The sequence below is a fragment of the Citrobacter sp. ANG330 genome (genome assembly GCF_047467925.1).
Taxonomy (GTDB): domain Bacteria; phylum Pseudomonadota; class Gammaproteobacteria; order Enterobacterales; family Enterobacteriaceae; genus Citrobacter_A; species Citrobacter_A amalonaticus_G.
Window position 1 is genome coordinate 203,071 of sequence record NZ_JASJUI010000004.1, and the last position, 14,191, is coordinate 217,261.

The window sequence follows — 14,191 nt, forward strand, 5'->3', positions numbered from 1 at the left end:
GTCTGAAAAACTGACCAATTCCAGGCAGAAATAAGTGATGTGTGCCACACTTAGCTACGTTACGTTTTTGTTAACCACTCTTCCGGCGGGAGGAAAACCTGCTGGTGCATTGATGATAAGGAGAATTTAATGAAGCTCATGCACATGGTAAGTGGTTTAGCGGTCGCGGTTGCTCTGGCTGCCTGCGCGGATAAAAGTGCGGATATCCAGACGCCAGCGCCGAACCCAAATACTTCAGCAACGGCCACACAGCCTGTTATACAGCAACCTAATGTCTCGGGTACCGTATGGATCCGTCAGAAAGTGGCATTGCCGCCTGACGCCGTATTAACCGTGACGCTGTCGGATGCGTCGCTGGCCGACGCCCCGTCGAAAGTTCTGTCCCAGAAAGCGGTTCGTACCGAAGGGAAACAGTCGCCATTCAGCTTCGTCCTGCCGTTTAACCCGGCTGACGTGCAGCCCAATGCCCGCATTCTCCTGAGTGCAGCCATTACGGTGAATGACAAACTGGTGTTTATTACCGATACCGTGCAACCGGTCATCAACCAGGGCGGTACAAAAGCCGATCTGACGCTGGTGCCGGTTCAGCAGACGGCAGTGCCTGTACAGGCAAGCGGTGGGGCAGCGACGACGGTGCCTTCAACTTCGCCGACGCAGGTGAATCCGTCTTCAGCGGTTCCGGCCCCGACACAGTACTAAGTCCTCTCTGACCCTCTCTACCCGGAGAGGGTCAATACTTCCAGCGATACCGCTGCAAATTGATCTGCCCATTTCCTGACACCACAATGCCTTCCGCCAGTAAGGCCTGCCGCTGTCGCTGTAGGTCTGGACCTGTTAGCGAAATTGCGCCGTGCCGGTTCACCACGCGGTGCCAGGGCAGGGTGCTACCTTCGGGCAAACGTTTGAGTACGCCGCCAACCTGTCTGGCCGCGCGCGGGGATCCCGCGAGCATGGCGATATCGCCATAGGTCGTGACGCTGCCTTCGGGAATAGAGGCAACAATTTGCCAGACGCGCTGAGGGAATGTGTCTTGTCTGTCCATGGTTTCCTTCCAACGGTAATTCCTCAGCATAATCTGGAATGGCGGGCGCGGGAAGTTCCATTGCGCAAGAAACCAGCATCTGACCGCCGATGGCTTGCAATTACAGGGGGCAGCAGTGATAATGCGCCTGCGCGTTGGTTAACAACGCTCTCAATGGGGGCTCTGTTGGTTCTCCCGCAACGCTACTCTGTTTACCAGGTCAGGTCCGGAAGGAAGCAGCCAAGGCAGATGACGCGTGTGCCGGGATGTAGCTGGCAGGGCCCCCACCCATTTGTGCCATCCGGCATCACATCTTTGTTTCTCTTCTTGCTGTTGTCATCGTTTTATCATTTTTTTGTCATCAAATACTGGCAGAGTGTTTTTGGGATGTTAAATCCTGGTGCTTAATTTTCTTTTCACGCCGTGGCGATTCTGTCGTCGCTGGAGTCGTGCTTTTGCCTGCCCACAAGGATTTTTACGATGGTTACTGCAGTACTGAATGTCAAAATTGATGAGGTATTAAAAAAAAAACTTCGTCATTACGCTGAAGTGAATAATGAGAATTTAAGCATCACGACAGAAAAACTGCTGCTGATTGCCTTCGACGTTGCGGCAGAGGCGGGCGTCTCGGCTGGCGATATCGATAGCCAACACACGGAAGAGGCTCTTGTTGAGCCGCTGACACCTAAAGAAATCAAAGCATTGCGCAGACTACTGAAGAAGAAAAAATGAAACAGCAAACGCTCTCCATCGCCAGTAACTATGGCGAAGCCTGTGAATTGCTCCGATCGGGGTATGTTAAGCATGTTTGCCTGAGCTGGAATGTCGGCAGCGATGAGTTTTTCCGCATTGCCTCAGACTGGTGCGATGCCGGCGCCAAAATAAAGAAAGAGGGCGATAACTTTGTGATTTCCCTCAAAGGTTTTCCGGTTCCCCGCCAGCATTAAATAATCTTCCGCACCTTACCGCTTCCGTACTGCAGACGCAGTGTTTCCCAGAGCGGTTCCAGGGTGTTAAACGCGGTGCGCAGGGAGTCTTCCGTCAAGGCGAACGGCATGCGTAAGAAACGATCAAACGCGCCCGCGAGGCCAAAGCGGGTGCCCGTGCCCAGTTGAATTCCGACGCTTTCCGCACGCGTAGCGAAAAGCGTCGCCAGCGTATCCGGTAATTCCACCCAGAAGGATAATCCACCCTGCGGTTGTTGATAGCGCCATTCGGGAAAGTGCGTGCGCATCAGTGAGTCACAGAGTGCGCGCCGTGCGGCTAACTGCTCTCTGCGCTGCGGCAAGAATGAATCGGCATTATCCAGCAACCACGTGGTGGCGAGCTGCTCGATGATCGGTGAGCCGAGATCGACCGTATCCCGCGTCTGCACAAGCGCTGCGATGGTGCGTGATGGCGCACGCACCCAGCCCAGTCGCAATCCTCCCCAGAAGCTTTTGCCCGCCGAACCCAGCATAATCACCGGGGCATCGTGGTGATACGCCGCCAGTGGTGGGGGCGGAGGGGCATCGTACCAGAGATTCACCATTGTTTCGTCGATCACCAGCGTCGTACGCGTACGGGCGGCGATGTCCGCGATGACGTGCCGCGTCCCATCATCCATACACCGCCCGGTGGGATTGTGAAAATCCGGCATCAGATAGGCCATTCTCGGTGAGGTCTGGGCAATAATTGCTGCCAGTCCATCAGTATCCCAACCTTCTTCGGGCAAGGAGACGCCCACCGGCCGACAGGAGGCCCCCTGGATAGCGGCAATCGCCAGTGGATACGTGGGATGATCGACCACCACGCGATCGCCGGGGCCGGTCAGTAAGCGCAGGATCAGCGACAGGCCGCTGACCGCACCGTTAACCACCATGATTTCATCCGCCGTGGTAGGAAGTCCTCTCGCACAGTAATGCCGGGCGAGCGATTCGCGTAAGCAGAGTAATCCCTGCGGCTGATAGCCCGATGTCAGCAAATGTGGCGGCATGGCAAGCAGCGCCTGCTGATAAGCCTGATGAATTTCAGGTCCGGCACTGAGGGCGGCGGTAGAGAGATCTAGCGCCATTGTCGTACCGGCGCGCGTTGGCACTTCGCGGATATGGCCCGGCAATATCACGCGCGACCCGCTGCCTTGTCGACTTTCCAGATATCCCTCTTCCCGCAGTTGCGCCAGTGCGCTGGCCACGGTCGTCCGGCTGACGTCGAGTACCGCAGCCAGTTCGCGTTCTCCGGGTAAACGGCTGTCGATCGCCAGACGCCCGTCAAGGATCAGCAGACGCAGTGCTTCAGCCAGCTGTCGCCAGAGCGGGGTTCTTGATGCGTTGTCCTGCCAGTGCCCCAGCAGGCGCTGTAGAGACTGACTTCCATACCGACGTGCTGACATTTCAGTCCACTTTCTCAAAACTGGTCATTAATCATAATGCCAATTGTAGAGAAGATGAATGCAATCTGAACGAGGAGGGTGAAAATGGGGCGTCGTCTGGTTCAACTTTACTTTGGGCTGGCTCTGTATGGGGTATCAACCGCGATGTTCGTGCGCGCGGATTTAGGGGCCGACCCGTGGAATGTGTTCCATCTGGGGCTGGCGAATCTGTTGTCGATGAAAATTGGCGTGGTGATGATTATCGTCGGCGCGCTGGTACTCCTGCTGTGGATCCCCCTGCGTCAACGCCCAGGATTGGGGACGCTCAGTAACGTGATTGTGATTGGACTGGCCGCGGATGCCGCGCTGGCGGTGATGCCAGCGTTTTCCTCCCTCGTGGTGCGCAGCCTCGTGCTGGTGGCCGCCGTGGTTGTGAATGCGCTGGCGACGGGAATGTACATCGGCGCGGGTTTTGGCGCCGGGCCGAGAGATGGCCTGATGACTGGCCTTCATGCCCGCACGGGATGGTCGGTACGTACGATCCGTACGGCGATAGAAGTCTCTGTTTTACTGAGTGGCTGGCTGTTGGGTGGAACCCTGGGGGTCGGGACGGTGCTGTATGCGCTGGCGATTGGGCCGTTGATCCAGATCTGCCTGCCGTGGTTTCGCTATAAACCCCGGGCGCGGATTCAGACGGCATAGAAAAGAGAAGGCGACTAAACTTATTCACGACTGACGCGGCTGGAACAGGCTTGTCGCGCAGTAGACTTCGGAGGATATTCTCATGAAGTATGTGGATGGCTTTGTCCTTGCCGTACCCGCCGAAAACAAGGAGGCTTATCAGGCGATGGCGGCAAAAGCAGCACCGCTGTTCAAGGAATTTGGCGCGCTCCGCATTGTGGAATGCTGGGCCGATGATGTGCCAGATGGCAAACTCACCGATTTTCGCATGGCGGTGAAAGCCGAGGAGCACGAAGAGGTGGTATTCAGTTGGATTGAATACCCGTCGAAAGAGGTCCGGGATGCGGCGAATCAGAAGATGATGTCCGATCCGCGCATGAAGGCGTTTGGCGAGTCAATGCCGTTTGATGGCAATCGCATGATTTACGGCGGTTTCTCTCCTATTATCGACGACTAACGTGACTGGCTGTGCGGCGTGCCGCCAGCCATTTCAGCGTTATAAGTGTTTTTCCGCCCACAGAATAAACGCCTCTTTGGGAAGTGCTTTGCTGTACAGCCAGCCCTGCCCGTAATCGACACCGTGCTGGCGCAACCAGTCTTCCTGATTTGCCGTTTCAATTCCTTCCGCCACCATTTTCAGCTTCAGCGTCCTGGCCATTTCGATGATATGTGGTGTTACGTTCTTGTATTCCAGCGCATCGACAAACGATTTGTCGATTTTCAGGATATCCACGTCCAGATTCTGCAAATAGCTGAGGCTCGAATAGCCGGTGCCAAAATCGTCAATATAGATGGCATGCCCCGCTTTGCGGTAGCGGGCAATAATGGGTGAGCTGGTCTTCGGATTGGCAAATCCCCGTTCCGTCAGTTCCAAAGCTATCTGTGAGGGGGCAAGCTGGTAGCGGTTAAGCAGTTTACTGAGCTGCATCGGAAGCTTCTCACAGGCCAGATCCGCCGCCTCAATGTTAATCGAAATATGCTGTTCGGGATGTTGCTTCAGCCATTTCCCCATGTCCTCAAACACCGTTTCAATGATTAAGCGGGTGAGGGGTTCGGTAAGGCCAGTCTGTTCGGCCAGGGGAATAAAAATGTCGGGCGACAGGAAGCTACCGTCGGTTTGCGGCCAGCGGGCCAGCGCTTCCGCCCCCACGATTTTGCCGGTGCTGAGTGACACAATAGGCTGATAATGGACCTTTATGTCCCGGTTATTAATCGCATCCTGTAACCGGTGATGCGGTGACTGGATCCGTCGCAAAATACGCAGAATAAAGGCGGCGGCCAGCAACCCAATCAGGATCCCGGCGGGAACCCAGATCAGCGCCTGTCGGTACCAGATTGTCTGCAACGGCAGAGTAGACGCCCAACTGACAATGGTAATCCCCATTTCCGGGAAAGGGCGAATCTCATAAATTATGCCATGGCTTTCCAGATGGTGAGGCGTGCTTTCCTGGGTGAACTGCAGAATATTCGGCGCAAGCGCGCTGCTGCTGGCAATAACGGTATTGCGCTTTACGCCAATTATCGCGACATCGATCTGCCAGGCGCCAAAAGGGACTACGTCAATAAAGGAGTCGGGATCAATCATCACAATGTAGTCGCCATAGCCCAGCGCGGCCATGTAGCGCGCGATCCCCAGATCGTTTTGTGCGGTAAACCAGGCGCGGTAGCCGTCGCTAGTGATTTTCATCGGTGCAGGGAAGGCCCCGGAATGACTTTCTTGCTCCAGAGAGGAACAGCGTAGTGTGTTGTTTTTCAGATAAAGGACTTCCTGTACATAGCGATAGCTAAAGGAGAGTCTGCGCATGGCCAGTAAATGCTCATGTGAGCACGGCGTGCTCTTTATGGCGTTCATCTGCTGTAATGCCTGTTTCGCCTGCGTCACCACGCGTTCTGTCCGTTCAGAGACACGCGATGAATAGGTATCCAGTTCTTCGATAAATTTCTTTTCGACCTGGCGATGAGCGAGCCAGATGCTCAGTCCAACCGGAACCAACACGGCGAGGATAAGCACTCCTGTGACCAGACTGACCAGATGTCGTGTTCTCACGCAGATATCCTTAATAACGCATTGTAGAGAAAGTATATCCGATCGTGAAAAAAGCCCTGTAATTGATGTCGTTAATCTGCGCTTTTTTTTGATGAGAGCGGGGATTTTCACCATTTGCAAAGAGAGAAAGCATCGACGTAGTAAGGCAGAAAGCATTGCACGGTCATGCATTCAACGATAAAGTAATGTTATATTATTACATCAATCAACGGTGATGAGGATATCATGCAAGTCTTAAATTCATTACGTAGCGCAAAGCAGCGCCATCCGGACTGTCAGATCGTAAAGCGTAAAGGGCGTTTATATGTAATTTGTAAGAGCAACCCACGTTTTAAAGCGGTACAGGGAAGGAAAAAACGGCGTTAAAGAGAGAAGAAGGCCGGATAGCGAAAAGGTCTATCCGGCAACATCTATCGGTTATGGCGTGGCTTCTGCACGGGCAAGCGTGAAGATATCGTAAAACGACAGCTCGCCCTTGCGCATCAACATCTTCTGTAATTGGGCTTTGTGCTCATCGTCGACGCGCGGAGAGTGAAGGATGGTGCTGATTAGCGAAGAGGGCACAAACCGGGTGTTGTACCACTCACCGTTGTAACATACCCTGAAATCCAGCACGTCGATATCTTCATAGCGATAGCGCGGCGCGACATCAAAAAAGAAAAAACCGTTGAGGATGACAAATAGCACGACCAGTAGCCAGACTGAGTCGACCAGTGTTTCTGATTGCAGCATGACTGCCAGCGTGGCAAACCAGGCGACGTACATCCCAATAAATAAGCCAGGATGTTTGCGGATAAAACTGATGCTAAAGCGGGGCTTATTATCGCGCTTCTCACGAACGTTTAGATCGTCGATGGTCTCGGTGAGCAGGCGTTGTATTTCTGTCATTTTCTGCCTTCGTGATTTTCGCTACTTACAGGGGAACGCCCTATTTTAAGGGGGCGATTCGCGTGAAAAAAGTAACAGATTAACCACAATTTAGCATAACAGTTACAATTGTATTTACAGAGTTTTAATGATTTGTGCCGGGTTGCCACCCACCACGACGTTGGCGGGCACATTTTTGGTCACTACCGCACCGGAGGCGACAACCACATTGTCACCAATACTGACACCGGGATTAATGACCGCACGTCCACCAATCCAGACATTATTGCCAATCGTGACGGGCTTGCCGAACTCCAGCCCGCTATTACGCTCTGTCGCATCCAGCGGATGTGTGGCGGTATAAATATGGACACCGGGAGCCAGCATGCAGTTATCGCCAATATGAATCGGGCAGACATCCAGCATGACACAATCGAAGTTGGCGTAAAATTCTTTACCCAGAAAGATATTGTAGCCGTAGTCACAGCGGAATGACGGCTCAATAGTGGGCCGATCACACTGACCTAACAGGGTGTGGAGGATAGCCAGCCGTTCGGCCTTTTCATCCGGGGAGGTCTGGTTGTAGCGGTGAACGAGTCGACGCGCCTGCAGTCTGTCATGGCGCAGGCGTTCATCTGCCGGCTGATACCGTTCACCCGCAATCATTTTCCGTTTCTCTTCACTCATCCTGCGCTCTCTGACGGCTCACCGGGAAGGCAATACAGTAGAGTGTCAGCGAGAACCGGGGAACGATCCCTGAGCTATATTGTGATAGAAATCACAATAGTCATACTATTGTTATTATGAATAAGATAATTGTTTTTCAGGAAAACTTCCGTATTTCCTGAGGCTCAGTAATCCATTTAACGAATGAATTTCCAGACGGAGGAAGGGATCTTGTCGTAAAGTTTATTCATCGTCAATTCTGCGAGACGGTGATCGGCAGCTGAGTAAAATACAGCCAGTTCATTGTCAGATAATTCATATTTATTTTTCTCGATCACACGCTCAAGCGTGTCAATTGTCTGACAACGTCGCAAACGCATCAAATAGTCAGTTTTAGTTAATGGTTTATCGGACATAAATCTTACCTATGATTGTAATAATTTTTAACAAGACAAACTGACAGGATTAGCCCTGGTGGCATTCACAAAGTAGCGGAACAAGCGATTTCCCGATTTCCGCCATTTCTGCAGATCCTGCGCATTAATGCCATAACTGCTGAACAACATAAATGTGTCGTCCAGATATTCATCAATCTGTTCAATCAGCTTATTGTCCTCATTATACTTAATTTTATAATTAAGTGCGAAGGTTGCAATATGCTCTATCAATTCGTTGAGTTGAAGGTTGATCGCCGAGGTCGGGTCATTAACCCAGCCATGATTGCTCTCTTCAAGGTTTGCAAGACAGTCGTGATAAAGCGTTTCACAAAGAAATTTAAGCTGCGCTATATCGTGTCTTTTAGGTGAGTATTCATCCATAACGCATCCCCTTCTTAGTGGCTTGAACTAACCGAACACCTTTCGGGATGGGTACAACTAACTGACCTGGTACTTGCCTTCTACGCTTGATGATTTAACTATAATCTACTCTAAAAAAGATTTCATCGCTATATTACGAAAAATTACAATAAATGTAATACGAAGGAAAGTGGAAGTTCGTTCATCTTTATCATTATAGCATGCCGCCAACCCGCGTCGAAATGAGATAATTACGTGATTATTTTGCAATTCATCAGATTATCTTCTCTTTCGCTCCTCCTGCGCTTACCTCTGGCGCGAAACCAGAAACGGATACTTCCCAGGAATTGTCTTAATAATGAGTAATTAAGCAAGGTATAAGCCATAAGCCAAATGGCCTGAAATAGCCTTCATTCTCTTGTGGATTATAACGTTTATTATCCGCAACCAAAAGTCAAAAAAGTATCAATAAGCCCTTTTACTGATCTCAGGTGAAAAAAAGGCCGCTTGCGCGGCCTTTTATCTGACGAGAATCAGCGACTCTCTACAGAGTGGTTGTGCTCAATATCCTCACTTCTCCGGCTGAAGCGGCGGCGTACCACCACAAAGAAGACCGGAACGAAGAAGATAGCCAGAACCGTTGCGGTGACCATCCCGCCCATTACGCCAGTACCTACGGCGTTCTGCGCGCCGGAACCGGCACCAGAGCTGATAACCAGTGGCATAACGCCCAGAATGAACGCCAGAGAGGTCATCAGGATCGGACGTAAACGCATACGAACTGCTTCCAGCGTCGCTTCAATCAGGCCTTTGCCCTCTTTATCCATCAGATCTTTGGCGAATTCGACGATCAATATCGCGTTCTTCGCCGACAACCCAATGGTTGTGAGCAGGCCTACCTGGAAGTAAACGTCGTTGGTCAGACCGCGGAAAGTTGCCGCCAACAGCGCACCAATAACCCCCAGTGGAACCACCAGCATCACGGAGAACGGAATCGACCAGCTCTCATACAATGCTGCCAGACACAGGAAGACGACAATCAGTGAGATGGCATACAGGGCAGGGGCCTGGTTACCGGACAGACGTTCCTGATAGGACATTCCCGTCCAGTCATAGCCGATACCGGATGGCAGCTTACTGGCCAACTGCTCCATCATCGCCATCGCTTCACCGGTACTTTTACCCGGTGCTGCCTGACCTAAGATCTCCATGGACGGCAAGCCGTTATAGCGTTCCAGACGCGGTGAACCGTATTCCCAGCGTGAAGATGAGAACGCGGAGAACGGCACCATCTGACCATCGCTACCACGGACATACCAGTTCCCGATATCTTCCGGCAACATACGGTATTTAGCTTCGGACATGACGTAAACTTTCTTCACACGACCGCGGTCGATAAAGTCGTTTACGTAGCTTCCGCCCCATGCAGCACCCAGCGTGGTATTAATATCGCTAATGGAAACACCCAGCGCCTGTGCTTTTTCCTGGTCGATATCAATCTTGAACTGCGGCGTATCTTCCAGACCGTTCGGACGAACGCCGACCAGCAGATCCGGATGTTTCGCCACTTCGCCAAACAACTGGTTACGTGCCTGCGTCAGTTTTTCGTGACCGAGTCCCGCCTGGTCAATCAACTGGAAGTCAAAACCGGTCGCCGTACCCAGCTCCACAATTGCGGGCAGGTTAAACGCGAAGACCATGGCGTCTTTAATTTGTGAGAAGGCGGCAGAAGCGCGTTGGGTAATGGCTTCAACCTTGTTCTCTTCGCCCGGACGGTCAGCCCAGTCTTTCAATGAGACGAACGCAATACCAGTGTTCTGACCGCGACCTGCAAAGCCGAAGCCGTTAACCGCAAACACCGATTCAACGTTGTTCTTCTCTTTGGTAAGGAAGTAGTCGGTCATCTCATCAAGCACTTTCTGCGTACGTTCCTGGGTCGCGCCCGCAGGCAACTGGGCCATGCTGAGGAATACGCCCTGGTCTTCGTCCGGCAGGAAGGAGCTTGGCAGACGGACGAACAGGAACGCCATGCCGACGACGATGATCAGATACAGCAGCAGATAACGACCGGTGCTGCGCAGAATATTGCCTACGCTATCGGTGTAATGGTGCGTGCTCTTATCGAACATGCGGTTAAACCAGCCGAAGAAGCCTTTCTTGCCTTCACCGTGATCGCCTTTGGCAACTGGTTTAAGCATGGTGGCGCACAGCGCCGGCGTCAGGATCAACGCAACGAGTACCGACAGCGCCATTGCGGACACAATGGTGATAGAGAACTGACGATAAATCGCACCGGTTGACCCACCGAAGAAGGCCATCGGGATAAATACCGCAGACAGCACCATCGCGATACCCACCAGCGCGCCCTGAATCTGGCCCATGGATTTACGCGTGGCTTCCTTCGGCGGTAGCCCCTCTTCTGACATAACACGTTCGACGTTCTCGACCACCACGATGGCATCATCCACCAACAGGCCGATGGCGAGTACCATCCCGAACATTGTCAGGGTATTTATCGAGAAGCCGAATGCGGCAAGTACCGCAAAGGTGCCCAACAGAACGACCGGTACGGCAATGGTCGGGATCAGCGTCGCGCGGAAGTTCTGCAGGAACAGATACATCACGAGGAACACGAGAATGATCGCTTCCACCAGCGTTTTCACCACTTCGTGAATAGAGATTTTCACGAACGGGGTGGTGTCATACGGGTAAACGATTTTCAGGCCCGATGGGAAGAACGGTTCCATCTTCACCAGTTCAGCACGGATCGCCGCGGCGGTATCCAGCGCGTTCGCACCGGTCGCCAGTTTGATACCCAGACCGGAGGCCGGTTTACCGTTAAACTTGGCGATGATGTCGTAGTTCTCACCGCCCAGCTCAATTTTCGCGACGTCACGCAGGCGAACCTGAGAACCGTCCTGGTTCACTTTCAGCAGAATTTTGCCGAACTCATCGGTTGAGGTCAGACGTGTCTGGGCAATAATCGACGCGTTAAGCTGCTGGCCTTTCACCGGCGGCGTACCGCCTAATTGACCGGCTGCCACCTGGGCGTTCTGCGCTTTAATTGCGGCAATGACGTCGACCGGGGTCAACTGATACTTGTTGAGTTCGGTCGGATCCATCCAGATACGCATCGCATACTGTGAACCAAACAGCTGAACGTCACCCACGCCGGAAGTACGGCTGATGGTGTCTTTCATGTTGGCGGCGACGTAATCCGAAATATCTTCCTGCGTCATGGTGCCGTCGGTATTGATAACCCCGACAACCATCAGGAAGCTACTGGACGACTTCTCAACGCTCACACCCTGTTGTTGTACTTCCTGCGGCAGCAGCGGCATCGCCAGCTGCAGTTTGTTCTGCACCTGAACCTGCGCGATATCTGCATCCGTACCGGATTCAAACGTCAGGGTGATTTGCACAGTACCCGTGGAGTCACTGTTTGAGGACATGTACATCAGGTTATCGATACCGTTCATATTCTGTTCGATAACCTGCGTGACCGTATCCTGCACGGTTTTAGCATCAGCGCCAGGGTAGGTTGCGGAGATCGTCACTGCGGGCGGCGCAATTGTCGGATATTGCGCGACCGGCAGTTTGAGGATCGCAAGCCCCCCTGCCAACATGATGATGATGGCGATCACCCACGCGAATATTGGGCGATCGATAAAGAAATTAGGCATGTCTTAACGGCTCCTGTTTAAGTTAAGACTTAGACTGCTCAGGCTGGCTACCGCTGGCGGCTTGCTGTTTGTTATCCGCGGTAATCTCTTGTGCTTTCACCTGCGCACCAGGACGCACTTTCTGCAGCCCGCTGATAATGACGCGTTCGCCTGCTTTCAGACCACTTGTCACCAGCCATTTATCGCCAATCGCCTGACTGGCCACGATTTGACGGTTTTCCACTTTGTCATCGGCTCCCACAACCAGTACGGTCGCATCGCCGCGCGGCGTACGGGTCACGCCTTGTTGTGGTACCAGTAACGCAGTCGGGTTGGTCCCTTCTTCCAGACGCGCGCGAACGAACATCCCCGGCAGTAAGGTGTGATCCGGGTTAGGGAAGACGGCGCGGATGGTGATAGAACCGGTGGTCTGATCGACGGTCACGTCTGAAAACTCCAGCGTACCCGTCTGCGGGAATTTAATACCGTCACTGGTCACCAGCTCGACTTTCGCCTTGCCGTTTTCCTGTTTCAGCGTTCCGTTAGCCAGTTCTTGTTTCAGGCGCAGGAAGTCGTTGCTCGACTGCGTGACGTCAACATAGATAGGGTCGAGTTGCTGTACGGTTGCCAGTGCGGTCGCCTGACCGTTTTGCACCAGTGCGCCTTCCGTCACGGCTGATTTACCAATACGGCCGCTAATCGGAGAAGTCACTTTGGTGTAGGCCAGGTTAATACGCGCTGTTTCAACGGCGGCTTTCGCGGCAACGACGGCAGCATTTGCCTGTTGCGCATCGGCCAGCGCCTGATCGTAATCTTGTTGACTAATGTACTGCGTCCCCAGCAGCTTTTTATAACGGTTAACCGTTACCTGAGCGATGCTGGCAGCAGCCTGGGCTTTCGCCAGATCGCCTTTCGCGCTCTCATACGTGGCTTGATACGTCGCAGGATCAATCTGATAGAGAGACACTCCTGCTTCGATATCACTACCTTCCTCGAAATTACGCTTCAGGATAATCCCGCTTACCTGAGGACGAACTTCCGCAATACGGAAAGCACTGGTGCGACCCGGCAGTTCAGTTGTGATCTGTAGAGGTTCAGTTTTGAGCGTCACAACCCCAACTTCTGGCATCTGCTGGCCCCCTTGCTGGGCCTGTTTGTCGTCACATCCTGTAAGCGCTAAGCTGCCTGAGAGCATCAGAACGACCGCCAGAGGCGTAAACCCTCTGTTTTTGTTCATATGTAAACCTCGAGTGTCCGATTTCAAATTGATCAATGGTCAAAAGTCCACAAACCCATTGCTGCGTTTATATTATCGTCGTGCTATGGTACATACATTCATAAATGTATGTAAATCTAACGCCTGTAAATTCACCGACATATGGCACGAAAAACCAAACAACAAGCGCAGGAAACACGACAACACATCCTGGATGTGGCGCTACGATTGTTCTCGCAACAAGGGGTATCTTCCACCTCGCTTGCGGAGATTGCAAAAGCCGCTGGCGTCACTCGCGGCGCAATCTACTGGCATTTCAAAAACAAGTCGGATTTATTTAGTGAAATCTGGGAACTATCAGAATCCAGTATTGGTGAGCTTGAGACTGAGTATCAGGCAAAATTCCCCGACGATCCACTATCAGTGTTAAGAGAAATACTCGTTCATCTCCTGGAATCTACCGTGACGGAAGAACGGCGACGTTTATTGATGGAGATTATATTCCATAAATGTGAATTTGTGGGAGAAATGACTATAGTTCAACAGGCGCAAAGAAACATCTGTCTTGAAAGCTATGATCGCATTGAACAAACTTTATCCCATTGTATTCATTCAAAAATGCTACCGGCAACTCTGCTTACGCGTCGGGCGGCGGTGATGATGCGCGCCACGATTTCGGGCATGATGGAAAACTGGCTCTTTGCCCCCCAATCTTTTGATCTCAAAAAAGAAGCGCGGGATTACGTCGCCGTTTTGCTGGAAATGTTAACATTTTGTCCCACGCTACAGTCGGCGGGGCCTGACACCGTGTCCTGACGCCACTCCAGGAATTATCCTGGACGGTTTCGTTGTCGCTATTCTGTCTGCCAGAGCCGTGATATTCT

At 52.4% G+C, this 14,191-nt stretch carries 16 protein-coding genes and 1 other RNA gene; 8 read left to right on the forward strand and 9 right to left on the reverse strand.

Translation table 11 applies throughout. The features are described 5' to 3' along the window. The first annotated feature begins 129 nt into the window (after positions 1–129). Complete coding sequence (locus QNN88_RS11750) at positions 130–699, forward strand: YbaY family lipoprotein (RefSeq protein WP_414240379.1); 570 nt, start codon at positions 130–132, stop codon at positions 697–699. Between the two features lie 31 nt (positions 700–730). Here the strand turns inward: QNN88_RS11750 and QNN88_RS11755 are convergent, their stop codons facing one another. Next, on the reverse strand, positions 731–1,042 hold the full coding sequence (locus QNN88_RS11755; protein ID WP_414240380.1) for an MGMT family protein: 312 nt from the start codon (positions 1,040–1,042) through the stop codon (positions 731–733). A 163-nt stretch (positions 1,043–1,205) separates the two neighbouring features. Here QNN88_RS11755 and ffs point away from each other — a divergent pair. The 3 genes from ffs to QNN88_RS11770 all read left to right on the forward strand — a co-directional run bounded on the left by ffs (position 1,206) and on the right by QNN88_RS11770 (position 1,968). Continuing rightward, positions 1,206–1,302, forward strand: an RNA gene (gene ffs / locus QNN88_RS11760) — signal recognition particle sRNA small type. A 199-nt stretch (positions 1,303–1,501) separates the two neighbouring features. Continuing rightward, positions 1,502–1,753, forward strand: a complete 252-nt coding sequence (locus QNN88_RS11765; RefSeq protein ID WP_414240381.1) for a hypothetical protein — start codon at positions 1,502–1,504, stop codon at positions 1,751–1,753. Continuing rightward, positions 1,750–1,968, forward strand: a complete 219-nt coding sequence (locus QNN88_RS11770) for a hypothetical protein (protein ID WP_043001564.1) — start codon at positions 1,750–1,752, stop codon at positions 1,966–1,968. Before QNN88_RS11765 ends, QNN88_RS11770 begins: the two co-directional genes overlap by 4 nt. On the opposite strand, the gene QNN88_RS11775 is transcribed toward QNN88_RS11770, so the two are convergent. Beyond that, positions 1,965–3,392: a PLP-dependent aminotransferase family protein gene (locus tag QNN88_RS11775; RefSeq protein ID WP_414240382.1), complete on the reverse strand. Its 1,428-nt coding sequence runs from the start codon at positions 3,390–3,392 to the stop codon at positions 1,965–1,967. The genes QNN88_RS11770 and QNN88_RS11775 overlap by 4 nt on opposite strands. A gap of 84 nt (positions 3,393–3,476) precedes the next feature. On the opposite strand from QNN88_RS11775, the gene QNN88_RS11780 reads away from it, so the two are divergent. Both QNN88_RS11780 and QNN88_RS11785 read left to right on the forward strand, forming a co-directional pair. Then, complete coding sequence (locus tag QNN88_RS11780; protein WP_414240383.1) at positions 3,477–4,073, forward strand: YczE/YyaS/YitT family protein; 597 nt, start codon at positions 3,477–3,479, stop codon at positions 4,071–4,073. An 82-nt stretch (positions 4,074–4,155) separates the two neighbouring features. Next, entirely contained in the window at positions 4,156–4,509 is a 354-nt protein-coding gene (locus QNN88_RS11785; protein WP_414240384.1) for a DUF1428 domain-containing protein, read from the forward strand. A 39-nt stretch (positions 4,510–4,548) separates the two neighbouring features. Here the strand turns inward: QNN88_RS11785 and QNN88_RS11790 are convergent, their stop codons facing one another. Next, positions 4,549–6,099, reverse strand: coding sequence for an EAL domain-containing protein (locus QNN88_RS11790; protein WP_414240385.1), 1,551 nt, complete (start codon positions 6,097–6,099; stop codon positions 4,549–4,551). 225 nt (positions 6,100–6,324) lie between these two features. On the opposite strand from QNN88_RS11790, the gene ykgO reads away from it, so the two are divergent. Next, positions 6,325–6,465, forward strand: coding sequence for a type B 50S ribosomal protein L36 (gene ykgO, locus QNN88_RS11795; RefSeq protein ID WP_003859006.1), 141 nt, complete (start codon positions 6,325–6,327; stop codon positions 6,463–6,465). A 51-nt stretch (positions 6,466–6,516) separates the two neighbouring features. On the opposite strand, the gene QNN88_RS11800 is transcribed toward ykgO, so the two are convergent. The 6 genes from QNN88_RS11800 to acrA form a co-directional block, all read right to left on the reverse strand. Beyond that, complete coding sequence (locus QNN88_RS11800) at positions 6,517–6,987, reverse strand: YlaC family protein (protein WP_414240386.1); 471 nt, start codon at positions 6,985–6,987, stop codon at positions 6,517–6,519. 114 nt (positions 6,988–7,101) lie between these two features. Further along, a complete protein-coding gene (gene maa, locus QNN88_RS11805) occupies positions 7,102–7,653 on the reverse strand; it encodes a maltose O-acetyltransferase (protein WP_414240387.1) in 552 nt (183 codons plus the stop codon). Between the two features lie 176 nt (positions 7,654–7,829). Further along, the gene (locus QNN88_RS11810) at positions 7,830–8,048 is read right to left on the reverse strand and encodes an HHA domain-containing protein (RefSeq protein ID WP_001280991.1); all 219 of its coding nucleotides are present in this window, start codon (positions 8,046–8,048) and stop codon (positions 7,830–7,832) included. A 27-nt stretch (positions 8,049–8,075) separates the two neighbouring features. Next, positions 8,076–8,450: an Hha toxicity modulator TomB gene (gene tomB, locus QNN88_RS11815; RefSeq protein WP_414240388.1), complete on the reverse strand. Its 375-nt coding sequence runs from the start codon at positions 8,448–8,450 to the stop codon at positions 8,076–8,078. 512 nt (positions 8,451–8,962) lie between these two features. Continuing rightward, positions 8,963–12,112 (reverse strand): efflux RND transporter permease AcrB, encoded by a 3,150-nt coding sequence (gene acrB, locus QNN88_RS11820; RefSeq protein ID WP_414240389.1) that lies wholly within the window; start codon positions 12,110–12,112, stop codon positions 8,963–8,965. A 22-nt stretch (positions 12,113–12,134) separates the two neighbouring features. Further along, entirely contained in the window at positions 12,135–13,328 is a 1,194-nt protein-coding gene (gene acrA / locus QNN88_RS11825; RefSeq protein WP_414240390.1) for a multidrug efflux RND transporter periplasmic adaptor subunit AcrA, read from the reverse strand. A 141-nt stretch (positions 13,329–13,469) separates the two neighbouring features. Between acrA and acrR the strand changes: the two genes are divergently transcribed. After that, positions 13,470–14,123 (forward strand): multidrug efflux transporter transcriptional repressor AcrR, encoded by a 654-nt coding sequence (gene acrR / locus QNN88_RS11830; RefSeq protein ID WP_414240391.1) that lies wholly within the window; start codon positions 13,470–13,472, stop codon positions 14,121–14,123. Positions 14,124–14,191 lie beyond the last annotated feature (68 nt).

Excerpts from the sequence above, each read along its gene's own strand:
- QNN88_RS11750 (WP_414240379.1), top strand. The coding sequence starts at position 130 with ATGAAGCTCATGCACATGGTAAGTGGTTTAGCGGTCGCGGTTGCTCTG.
- QNN88_RS11755 (WP_414240380.1), bottom strand. The coding sequence starts at position 1,042 with ATGGACAGACAAGACACATTCCCTCAGCGCGTCTGGCAAATTGTTGCC.
- QNN88_RS11765 (WP_414240381.1), top strand. The coding sequence starts at position 1,502 with ATGGTTACTGCAGTACTGAATGTCAAAATTGATGAGGTATTAAAAAAA.
- QNN88_RS11770 (WP_043001564.1), top strand. The coding sequence starts at position 1,750 with ATGAAACAGCAAACGCTCTCCATCGCCAGTAACTATGGCGAAGCCTGT.
- QNN88_RS11775 (WP_414240382.1), bottom strand. The coding sequence starts at position 3,392 with ATGTCAGCACGTCGGTATGGAAGTCAGTCTCTACAGCGCCTGCTGGGG.
- QNN88_RS11780 (WP_414240383.1), top strand. The coding sequence starts at position 3,477 with ATGGGGCGTCGTCTGGTTCAACTTTACTTTGGGCTGGCTCTGTATGGG.
- QNN88_RS11785 (WP_414240384.1), top strand. The coding sequence starts at position 4,156 with ATGAAGTATGTGGATGGCTTTGTCCTTGCCGTACCCGCCGAAAACAAG.
- ykgO (WP_003859006.1), top strand. The coding sequence starts at position 6,325 with ATGCAAGTCTTAAATTCATTACGTAGCGCAAAGCAGCGCCATCCGGAC.
- QNN88_RS11800 (WP_414240386.1), bottom strand. The coding sequence starts at position 6,987 with ATGACAGAAATACAACGCCTGCTCACCGAGACCATCGACGATCTAAAC.
- maa (WP_414240387.1), bottom strand. The coding sequence starts at position 7,653 with ATGAGTGAAGAGAAACGGAAAATGATTGCGGGTGAACGGTATCAGCCG.
- QNN88_RS11810 (WP_001280991.1), bottom strand. The coding sequence starts at position 8,048 with ATGTCCGATAAACCATTAACTAAAACTGACTATTTGATGCGTTTGCGA.
- tomB (WP_414240388.1), bottom strand. The coding sequence starts at position 8,450 with ATGGATGAATACTCACCTAAAAGACACGATATAGCGCAGCTTAAATTT.
- acrB (WP_414240389.1), bottom strand. The coding sequence starts at position 12,112 with ATGCCTAATTTCTTTATCGATCGCCCAATATTCGCGTGGGTGATCGCC.
- acrA (WP_414240390.1), bottom strand. The coding sequence starts at position 13,328 with ATGAACAAAAACAGAGGGTTTACGCCTCTGGCGGTCGTTCTGATGCTC.
- acrR (WP_414240391.1), top strand. The coding sequence starts at position 13,470 with ATGGCACGAAAAACCAAACAACAAGCGCAGGAAACACGACAACACATC.